Here is a 10,675-nt window from a genome sequence, read left to right as displayed (position 1 = left end):
CCCCCCCCCCCCCCCCCCCCCCCCCGCCGGTGCATCGGTCCGTCGGGTCAGTCGACGGGGAACAGCGACAGGCTGAGCGTGCCCGTGTACTCACCGGGCGTCGTGTCGACCGGCACGTCGAGCACGAGGTCCGCGCCGATCGTCGCCGTGCCGACCCGGCCCTCGGGCGTCGCCGACGCGAGGCGACCCGGGACGACCAGGCCCTCGCCGCCGCCGAGCGCCGTCGCCCGGGCGTCACCGGCGGCGAGGCCCGCGCGCGGGCTCTCGAGGCGCGGGGTCCACCCCAGGTGCTTCCCGTCGAGCAGGCGCGTGGCCGACTCGAACGTGTACGCCTGACCCGTGACGGCCCAGCCGGTGACCCCGGCCTGCGACACCGAGCGCGAGTCGGTGACCGTCACGGTGGGCAGCTGACCGGTGAACCGCAGCGCGGTGCCCGTGTTCTGCGGCCCGTCGAGCGTGACGCCCGAGCCGTCGTCCGCGACCGACAGCGCCAGGACGCCGTCCTCGCCCTCGGGCACGACGGCCCGCAGCTCGACGCCCTGCGTGTTCTGCGGGTCGCGGAACAGGCGCGGCAGCAGGTCGACGAGGTTCTTCGACCACGTGTCGAACCCGTGCGGGCCCTGCGTGACGCCGGCGAACTCGTGGTGGATGCCGTTGGTCTCCAGCAGCTCCAGCAGGTTCATCGTCGCCTGGTAGGTGAAGTCGGTGACGTCACCGGTGTACACGCGCGCCATCCGGGTCTCGGCGTTGACGAGCGCGGGGTCGAACTGCGGGGTGTTGAAGAACAGCCCGCCCGAGAACGCGGCCATCCACCCGAACTGACCGGGGCGGGTGAGCCACGTGTTGAGCGTGTTCATCGCGCCCATCGACAGGCCGGCGATGGCCTGCCGTGCGGCGTCGTCGGCGATGTTGTACTCGGCCCGTGCCGCGGGCGCGAGGTTCTCGACGAGCTCCGCCGGGAAGTCCGGCGAGTTGCCGTTGCCCATCACGACGACCATCGGGACGATCGCGCCGTCCTTGATGTAGTGGTCGAGGATCTGCGGCGCGCGGCCCACCTCGACCCAGTCGCCGTAGTTCTGGCCACCACCGTGGTTGAGGTACAGCACGGGGTACGGCTCGGCGCGGTTCGGGTCGTAGCCCTTGGGCGTCCAGACGTACGCCTGGCGCTCCTCGCCCGCCACGGCGCTGTCGTACGTCAGCAGGTTCACCGCGCCGCGCTCGTCCTCGGGCAGGTCACCGAGCATGCGGTCGGTCTCGCCGGGGACGAACAGCGGGCTGACGCCCGTGAGCGTGTTGACCTTGTCCTCGGGGTCCTTCTGGTCCACGCCGTCGACGACGTACCGGTAGTAGTAGAAGCCGTCGAGCGGTCCCGCCTGCACGCGCCAGCGGTCCCCGACCTTCGTCATGGGGACGCGGAACCAGGCACCGTTCGGGGCCCAGTTGGCCCACACGGTGACGTCCTTGGCGTCCTTCCACTGCGTGCCGGTCTCGAAGGTGACGATGCCGTTCTCGTCGACGTGCGGCGTCGTGATCGACCCCGCGGCCGGCGCCGTGTACTTCCTGTCGAGCGGGCGGTGACCCTCGCGCGGACCGTGGCCCGCGTCGTCCTGGAACACGCGGGACGCGAAGTCGCGCAGGCCCTCGCGCCAGGTGTCCCACGTGCCGCCCGTGTCGGGGTCGACGCCGTCGAACTCGTGCTCGACGCCCGTGCGCTCGAACGTGCGCAGCAGGTCGTGGGTCGTGTTGTACGACGGGTCGAGCACGTTGCCGACGTAGATGCGCAGCCGGTCGGTGCCCTCGTTGATCGCCGCGACCTCCGACCGGTTCGGGTCGGCGGGGCGCCCGGAGAACTCGACCGAGAACGCGCCGACCTCGCTGAAGACGCCCGGGTCGGTGCGCAGCAGCGTCAGCGCCTGCTCGGCGCCGGTGCCGATGCCGGCCACCGCCTGCCCGGACGCGTCGTCCGCGACGTTGTACGCGTCCCGCGTCGCCGCGACGACGCCGTCGAGCAGCTCGGCGCGCGGGTCGCCGCCGCTGACCTCGGCCATGACGACGACCATGGGCGCGAGAGCGCCTTCGGCCGCGAGGTTGTCGAGCACCTGGCGCGCGCGGCCCAGCTCGGTCCACTCGTCGGCCGACTGGCTGTCGTCCGCCAGCAGGTACAGCACGGGGTACGCCTCGGCGCGCTCGGCGTCGTAGCCGGGGGGCGTCCACACGAGCGTCGTGCGCTCGTCGTCCGCCGCCGGGCTGTCGTACGTCAGCTCGGCGACGTCGCCGCCGTTGGCGACGTCCGACATCCACTGCACGGACGGACCGGGCACGAAGAACGTGCTCCAGGCCGGCTTCGAGCTGATCGCCGCGGGTGCGTCCGGGTTGCGGAACGACTTCTTGGTGCGGTCCGGGAACGTCGCCGTGTACTGGTAGTAGTACAGGCCCGGGTCCAGGATCCCGACCTGCGTCGGGTAGTCCGTGCCGCTGGGGTCCATGGCCAGGTCGGACCACGTGCCCGCGGGGCCGATGTTGCCCTGGAGCTCCACGACCTGCGGCGTGCCGCCGACGATCTCCTGGACCGTGGCCTGCGGTGCCGTGAACCGGTAGTACCCCTCGGGTGTCACCGACACCCACGGGTCGGGCGCGACGCCCTCGGCTGCTGCTGGTGGTGCCATCACTGCCGCCGTTCCCAGTGCGAGCGCGGCCCCTGTGACCACGGCTGTCGTCCTGTGCTGCGCGCGTGGCCCTCTGCGAGTCATCCCCATCGATACTCCTCCTCGGTCGCCGACCGGCAGGAGGATGCGGACGACCCACCCTCCACGTCGAGGGCCGGGATCACGGTGCTGCTTCCCCCTGCGGTTGCCGCGGGCGCCCACGACGCCCCCGACGTGCCCGCTGCCTGCAACGCTGCAGGAACGGGTTGTCCGAATGCTGTCGTGTCGGAGGTTTAACGTCAATACCTGCGCTTCGACCGGTTCGGCGGTCGGGCCTGCGTCCGCCCCGGCGCGGGCGGGTCAGGCGCGTGCGGCCGCGGCGAGGACGCCGGACCGCAGCTCGACGACGCGGTCGGCGCGGTCCGCGACGGCCGGGTCGTGCGTCGTCACGACGGTCGTGACGCCGTGCTCGTGGGCGAGCTCGAGCAGCAGCCCGACCACGGACAGGGCGTTCTGGCTGTCGAGCTGACCGGTGGGCTCGTCGGCCAGCAGCACCTGCGGGCGCGTCGCCAGGGCGCGTGCGATCGCGACGCGCTGCTGCTGCCCGCCGGACAGCTCGTCCGGCCGCTGCGCGGCGTGCCGCGTCAGCCCGACGGCGTCGATCGCGGCCGCGACGCGCGCCTCCCGCTGCGCGGGGTCGAGCTCGAGCAGCCGCAGCGGCACCTCGACGTTCTCGGACGCCGACAGCACGGGCAGCAGCCCGAACGTCTGGAAGACGTAGGCGACCTGCTCGCGCCGCACCCGCAGCAGCTCGGCCTCGCCGAGGGCGGTGAGGTCGGTGCCGTCGAGGTGGACCGTGCCCGACGTCGGCCGGACGAGCCCGCCGAGCGCGTGCAGCAGGGTCGACTTGCCGGACCCCGACCGGCCGCGCACGACCAGCAGCTCACCCGGCGCGGCCTGCAGGTCCACGCCGCGCAGCGCGTGGACGGCAGCGGCGCCCGAGCCGTACGTGCAGGTCAGGCCCCGGGTGCGGATCGTGCTCACGACTCCTCCTGCGATGCCTGCGGTGCCTGCGTTGCCGGCGGCTCCTGCGGTGCCTCGGCGGCACCGGTGGACGGCGTCGTGCCCGCGTGCACGCGCACGTGGTCGGGCTCGAGCCCGAGGCGCACCCGGTCCCGCAGCCCGAGCTGCTCGACGTACTCCGTCGGCAGCTGCAACCGGCCGGCACGGTCGATCACGGTGAACTCCTCCGCGTGCAGCCGCGCGTGCCCGTCCTCGCCGACGGCGGTGCGGCGCAGCGTCTCGCGCGACGTGCGCCCGTCGCGGATCTGCACGGTGCGCCGCACGTGGTCGGCGACCAGCGGGTCGTGCGTCACGATGAGCGTCGTCGTCCCGAACGTCTCGTTGACGTGCCGGATCGCCTCGAGCACGTCCGCCGACGTCTCCTCGTCCAGCTCACCCGTGGGCTCGTCGGCGCGCCGCCCGCGCGGCCGGTTCGCGACCGCTGTCGCGATCGCGACGCGCTGCTGCTCGCCGCCCGACAGCTCGGCCGGACGGCGGTCGCGGCAGTGCGTCACCCCCATGACCTCGAGCAGCTCGTCGACGCGCGCCGTCCGCTCGCGCAGGCGCGCCGTGCGGGTCGCGACCATCGGCAGGGCGACGTTCTCCGCCGCGGTGAGGTACGGCAGCAGGTTGCGGGCCGTCTGCTGCCAGGCGAAGCCGACGACGTCGCGCCGGTACGCACGGCGCTGCGCGCCCGTCATGCGCAGCACGTCCCAGCCGGCGACGAACGCGGTGCCCGCGGTCGGCCGGTCGAGGCCGGACAGGATGGTCAGGAGCGTCGACTTGCCCGAGCCGGAGGCCCCGACGAGCGCGACGAGGTCGCCGCGCTCGACCCTCAGGTCGAGCCCCTGCAGGGCCTGCACCTCGACACCTTCGGTGACGTAGACCCGGATGAGGTCCTCGCAGAGGATCTCCGCGTCGGCGTCCGGCGGGGTGGTCATGGTGCTCCTCCTTCTCGCAGCGGACCGGACGCGGCCGCCCGGCGGGCGGACACGGTGGCGACCAGCACGGCCGCGCCACCGAGGACGACACCGAGCCCACCGAGGCCGACGACGAGGACGGGGTCGGTGGTGGCCGTCGTGGACGTGGGGGTACCGGTGAAGACACGCAGGTCGACGACCCGCAGCACGAGCAGCGGCAGCGCGGCGGCCACGGCGACGGCCGCGGGCAGCGCCGCGGCGAGCAGCCCCAACGACTCGCCGACCACGAGGCGCCGGCGCAGCGCCCGGGGCGCCCCGAGACCGGCCAGCACGCTCGCGGCGCGCTCCCGTGGCGGGGCTCCGCCGAGCAGCGCCAGGCCGAGCACGAGCGCGGCGATGGTCACCGTGACGACGCCGACGGCGCCGAGCGCGGACCGCAGCCCCGCCGTGAGCGCGCCCGCACGCGCGTCCTGGACCCGGTCCGCCAGCGCGCTCACGCTCACGCGTCCGTCGAGCACGCGGTCGACGGCGGTGGCGACCACGTCGGGGTCGGACCCGGGCTGCAGCCCGACGAGCACGGACCCGACGGCGTCGGGGGCGCCGGAGGGAGGTGCCCACGTCGTGTCGTCGACGACGACCCACGCGGTGCCGCTCGCCACTCCGGGCGCCTCACCGACGACGGCCACGGCCGCCACCGGTGCCTCGTCCGGGCCCCGTCCGATCGCGACCTCGGCACCGGTCGCGACGCCGGCCGACCGTGGCAGGAGCACGCCCGGCAGCGAGTCCCCGTCCGCGGCCAGGGTGGTCAGCGGGGACCGGACGGCGGACGGCAGGGACCGCTGCACCGCTGACAGCGCGGCGGCGTCGACCACGAGCACGGACACCGCGTCCGTCCCGTCGCCGGTACTGAGCGTCGCACGGCCCCCGTCGCGGACGGCGGCGACCGCCCGGACGCCCGGCACGTCGGCGACCGCGGCCACGTCGTCGGAGGTCAGCGGTGTCCGCCCCGCGGCGGTCTGCAGGATCTCGAGCCGCACGTCGCCGCCCGCACCGCGCGCCGCGCTCTCCTCGGTGCTCGCGTCGACCACCGACAGCACCGTGGCCATGAGGGCGACCGTGCCGCCGGCGACGACGAGGCCCACGACCGGTACCGCCGCGCCCGTGCCGGCGCGCGCGAGCTGCGCGACGGCGAGGAAGGGGCCGAGCCGGCGTCCCCGGCGGGCCGGCCGGTCCGCAGGCGCCAGCAGCAGCGGGTGCAGCCGCAGACCCACGGCCGCGGCGGCGACGCCGAGCAGTACCGGCAGCGCGGCGAGGACGGGGTCGCCGGCGTCGCGTGACGAGGCGACGAGCCCGGCGGCCGTGCCCGCCGCCAGCACGACGAGCAGCTCCGCGACCCACCGCCACGGGTGGTGCGCGCGCCGCACGGGCGCGACCTGCCGGCTGCGGCGCCACGCCGCGAACGCAGCCAGGCCGGCCGTCAGGACCGTCGCCAGCGCGGGCGCGACCAGGTCCGCCAGGCGCACCGGCCCCGGCGCGAGGCGGAGCCCGACGACGGTGCCGAGGACCCCGCCCGGCACGGTGGCGACGAGCGTCTGCGCCGCGACCAGCATCGGGAGGGCACGCGCGGACATGCCGCGGGAGCGCAGCAGCACGAGCGCGGCGCCACGGCGCTGCGCGACGAGCACCGAACCGAGCCACAGCGCCACCCCGGCGGTGCCCAGCGCGCCGGTGGCGACGACGCCGAGCACGGCCGTGACGGCCGTCGCCCGCTGCTGCGCGGCCTCGACGGCCGCGTGGGTCTCCGACCGCAGGGCGAGGTCCGCACGGGCACGCTCGAGGTCGGCGACGAGCCGGGCGGGATCGGCGCCGGCGACCGCCTCCGCGCGGACCGGGACCCAGCGCTGCACGTACAGCACCACGGGTGAGGTCAGCCGGGCCAGGGCGTCGGGGTGCACGAGGCCCGCGGCCTGCGCGCTCCAGCCCGCGTTCTCGCTGCCGGCGTGCACCGGGGTGAGCAGGGGACTGGTGTGGCTCCACGCGGACGACGCCGGGTCGACCGGCTCGAACGTCCCGCTGAGACGAGCGACGACGGGCACGGACGCCTGGAGCGACGCCCGGGTCTCGCCGACCCGCCACCCGAGCTCCTCGGCGGCGGCCGTCGACAGCATGAACTCGACCTCGGGGGGCGCCGCCGGAGCCTGCGGGGCACGGCCCTCGACGACACGGACCCGCTCGTCGGCACGGGGGTCGACGACGGCGGAGAGGGACATGGTCGAGAACGGCGTGTCACGGACGCCGAGCTCGATGCTGAACCCGGGGGCGACGACGACGTGCTCGGGCGGTCCGACGACCGACCGCAGCTCGGGACCCAGGCCGTCGACGAGCTCCTCGCCCTCGGCGGCGACGGTGGTGAGCGCGGCGGCCAGCTCGTCGTGCGACGGCACGCCCGGCAACCACACCGGTGGGGGGATCGGCGGTGTGAGGTCTCGCGTGACGGCGTTCAGTGCGGCGACGGCCTCGACCCGGTCCTGCGCGACGACGTGGTCCACGACGCGCGGCCACGCCGTGAGGAGCGCGGTGGCCAGGACCGTCGTGGTGGCGAGGGCGAGCACCGCACCGAGGTCGGTCGTGAGCTGGCGGCGCGCCAGGCGGGTGAGCGTCAGCGGGCGGGTCATGCGCGCACCCCCGTCGCGCGTGCCCGCACACCCACGGCCGACACGATCAGGACGGCGGCCACGCCGGCCGCCGGGACGGCGAGCAGTGCCACGAGGGCGCCGGCCTCGACCCCGGACGCCACCGCGAGCGTGGGGGCGTCGGGAGCCGTGCCGCTGGTCGCCCCCACGAGCGTGGCGACGGTCAGCCGCGCGACGGCGGCACCGCCGAGGGCCCCGGCGACCGCGGCGAGCAGCACCGTGGCGCCGAGCTCGGCGGACCGGGCCCGTGCCTGCCGCGCGGGTGCGACGCCGAGCGCCAGCAGGACGCGCTCGTCGGCGGACCGACGCCGGTCCGCCGCCCGGACGGTCACGGTGAGCCCGCCGACGGCCAGGAGCGCCGTCGCGGCGGCCGCGGCCGCGAGCAGCGTGAGCGCGGGTTGGAGCAGCGGTGCGGGTCGTGGCACGGCGGTCGCGACCGCGCGCGGTGGGGCGCCCAGTGCATCGACCACCGTCGCGACGAGCGTGTCCGGGCGGGCGGTGGCGACGTCCACCCAGACCTCGTGCGCCGCGGGCGGGTCGGCGACGCCACCGCGCAGCAGCGCGGCCTCGATCCCGTCGAGGTCGGCCAGCAGCGCGTTCCGGTGCCCGCTGCCGGGGACCACCGGGACGACGGCCGCGACCGTCACCGGGAGGTCCGCACCGGCGACGCGCACGGTCGTCGTCCCGCCCGTGCCCAGGTCGAGCGCGGTCGCCAGGGACGCGCCGAGCGCGACCGGCAGTGGCTCGACGGCGCCGGCGGTCAGCCGCACGGGTGCGGTCGAGGCGCCGGCGGCCACCCGTCGGGGCACGTCGGCACGTCCCTGCGCCACGTCGAGCGCGACCGGCGTCGGTGCGAGCTGCCAGGCGGTCCAGGGCACGTCCCCGGGCCCGACGGCGCCGTCCCCGGCGTCGGTCGTCACGCGCGTCACCGCGACGGCATACCCGGCCGTGCCGCGCGGTGCGACGTCGACCGCGAGGACCCGCCACGCGGCGTCCCCGGCCGGCAGCGGAGCGGTCCAGGTGTCCTGCCGCGTGTCCCGCGCCAGCGGGAGCGGCGTGAGCGTCCCCGGGGCCGAGGCGATCCACGCGACGGCCCCGACGACCGGTGGCGCGTCGCCGCCGGGGTCGCCGGCCGTGGGCGTCACCTCCAGGTCGAGGCGGGTCGCGGACGCCGGCAGGGGCAGCCCGTCCGCCGCACCGGGCGCGAGCGCGTCGGCGAGCGTGGCGGCGCCCGTCACGGGCAGCGCCGCGCGTCCGGCCGGGGGCAGGGCGACCGTGCGCCCCTCGACGGACCCGATGGCCGTGCGGTCGACGCGGGCCGGCGCGGCCCCGGTCACCCCGGGGACCGCGGCCACCCGCGCCGCGTGCGCCCCGGCGCCGCCCGGCCCGGGGTCGCGCCCGAGGTCGAGGCGGATGTCCGCGCCGACCGCGGCGTCCGCACGGTCGCGGGCGTGGGCGTGCCACGACCCCGTGAACGCCGCGGCGACCACGGTCGTCGCGACGGTGAGCGCGACGAACGTCGCGGCGGTCGCGTGCGGCAGCGGCCGCCGGGCCACCTGCCGGGCAGCGAGGACCGGGTCGAGCGTGCGCCGCCGGGACGCCGCGCGCGCGAGCAGCCCGGCGACGGGCCCCGGCAGCGTGGCCGCGACCAGCGCGACGAGCACGAGCGCGAGGGGCAGTGCCGCGGCCGCGAGCGGGTCCAGCACGGCCCGCCCGGCGGCGTCCACGCGGACGGGGGACCCGCGGTCGGTCAGCCGCCAGACGGCGAGGGCCGTCACGCCCGCCAGCAGCGTGAGCGCTCCGGCCGCGAGCGAGCCGGGGACCGCACGACGACGCGTCTCGGCGCGACCGTCGGCCGTGCCCTGCCACGCCGCCGCGGCGAGCGTCGCCGTGCCCACGACGACGACGGCGAGCACCCCGCCCGCCACGACGGTGCCCGGCGCGCTGCCGCCCGCGGTGGCCGTGACGAGCGTCCCGCCGACGACCGCACCGAGGACCGCGCCGAGGCCCGTGACCAGTGCACCCTCGATCGCCGACGCGCCGACGACGGCCCCGCGCGTCGTGCCGCGCGAGCGCACGAGCACGGTCTCGGGGCGGCGGGCGTCGACGAGCATGCGCGACACCTGGCCGAACGTGAGGATCACGACGAGCGCCGTGAGCGCCGCCGCGGGCACGGACACGCTCCGGGCTGCGACCAGGTCCGCGTCCGTGCTCGCGAGCAGCCCGCCCAGGCCACCGGTCGCCGTGACGCCGAGGACCATGACGTCGTCGTCCTCGTGGAGCGCTGCCCTCGTGCCCTCGAGCGCGGCCCGCAGGGGTGTCAGGTCCGCCGGGCGCACCCGGTCGAGGTCGGGGACCACCGTCCAGTGCACCCGGACCCGCTGCGGGGCGTCGGCCAGAGCAGACGCGGACACCAGCACCGGGTGCGCCACGGGGTCGGCGCCGTCGTCGGCCTCGTCGAACCACGCGGGGTCGCGCGCGTCGTCCGGCTCGTACAGGGCGGCGACCACGAAGGCGCGCGCGTCGTCGCCCGCACCGAGCGCGAGCGCGTCCCCGACCGCCAGGCCGGCGGACGTCGCGAGGTCGGCCGGCACCGCGACGGCGTCGGGGGCGTCCGTGGGCCACGTCCCCGCCGACGTGACGACGAGGCCGGGCTCCTGGGCGCCGATGGAGACCTCGAGCGCGCCGTCGGAGGTCGCACCGAGCCCTCCCGACGCGTCACCGCCCGCCGCTGCACCGCCGGGCACGAGGGGGAGCGGCTCGGACCGCGCCGACCTGTGGACGTCGACCGGCTGGTGGCCCAGGCGCCGGGCGAGGATCCGCTGCGCCGCCGCGTCCTGCTCGTCGGGCGTGTCGGAGAGCGTCGTCGTGAACCGTGCGGCGGCCGACGTCGCGGGCGCGTCGCGCAGCGCCGTCACGAGCCCGGTGCGTGCCGCGACGTCGAGGTGCCCGACGATCGCGACGACGACGGCGCAGGCCAGCGCCGCGAGCACGCCGGCCAGAGCGAGCAGCCCGCCCTGCGCCCTCGCGCGTCGGGTCAGCAGACCGCCGGTGCGCATCGCCGGAGGCTACCTGCGCCCGCGCCCCCGCAGTAGGTGTTCGCGGCGACGACCTGCGCCGACCTTCCCGGCGCGGACCGGATCGCGGGTCCCATGCTCCGCGGGGACCCGTGCCGGGGTCCGGCCGCGCGGCTCGGCACGCTGCTCGCACCGTGGCGGGAGCGCTGCCGTCGCCGTCGGCAGCGTCGCAGGCACGGGTGGTCCGCATGCCGTCCGGTCGGGGGGTTCGAGCGTCGAGCCTCCAGGCTGGGAGCGTCGATCCGGTGGCCCGGTCATGTATCACGGGCGCACCCTTG

General features: G+C 76.8%; 5 protein-coding genes. All 5 read right to left on the bottom strand.

All coding sequences use genetic code 11. The features are described from left to right. Positions 1-47: 47 nt before the first annotated feature. Positions 48-2,708, bottom strand: a complete 2,661-nt coding sequence (locus tag H9657_RS04550) for an alpha/beta hydrolase (RefSeq protein WP_191780702.1) — start codon at positions 2,706-2,708, stop codon at positions 48-50. Positions 2,709-3,005: 297 nt separating this feature from the next. After that, positions 3,006-3,689, bottom strand: a complete 684-nt coding sequence (locus tag H9657_RS04545) for an ABC transporter ATP-binding protein (protein ID WP_191780700.1) — start codon at positions 3,687-3,689, stop codon at positions 3,006-3,008. Next, on the bottom strand, positions 3,686-4,648 hold the full coding sequence (locus H9657_RS04540) for an ABC transporter ATP-binding protein (protein WP_191780698.1): 963 nt from the start codon (positions 4,646-4,648) through the stop codon (positions 3,686-3,688). The genes H9657_RS04545 and H9657_RS04540 overlap by 4 nt, the downstream gene beginning before the upstream one ends. Further along, positions 4,645-7,302 carry an ABC transporter permease family protein gene (locus H9657_RS04535; RefSeq protein WP_191780696.1) on the bottom strand — a complete coding sequence of 886 codons (2,658 nt, stop codon included), beginning with the start codon at positions 7,300-7,302 and terminating at the stop codon, positions 4,645-4,647. Before H9657_RS04535 ends, H9657_RS04540 begins: the two co-directional genes overlap by 4 nt. Beyond that, entirely contained in the window at positions 7,299-10,379 is a 3,081-nt protein-coding gene (locus H9657_RS04530; RefSeq protein ID WP_191780694.1) for a hypothetical protein, read from the bottom strand. Before H9657_RS04530 ends, H9657_RS04535 begins: the two co-directional genes overlap by 4 nt. Positions 10,380-10,675: the final 296 nt, after the last annotated feature.

The organism is Cellulomonas avistercoris (genome assembly GCF_014836445.1).
GTDB classification, from domain to species: Bacteria; Actinomycetota; Actinomycetes; order Actinomycetales; family Cellulomonadaceae; genus Cellulomonas; species Cellulomonas avistercoris.
The sequence above is the reverse complement of the archived record's forward strand: the minus strand, read 5'-3'. Positions and strand labels throughout refer to the sequence as shown.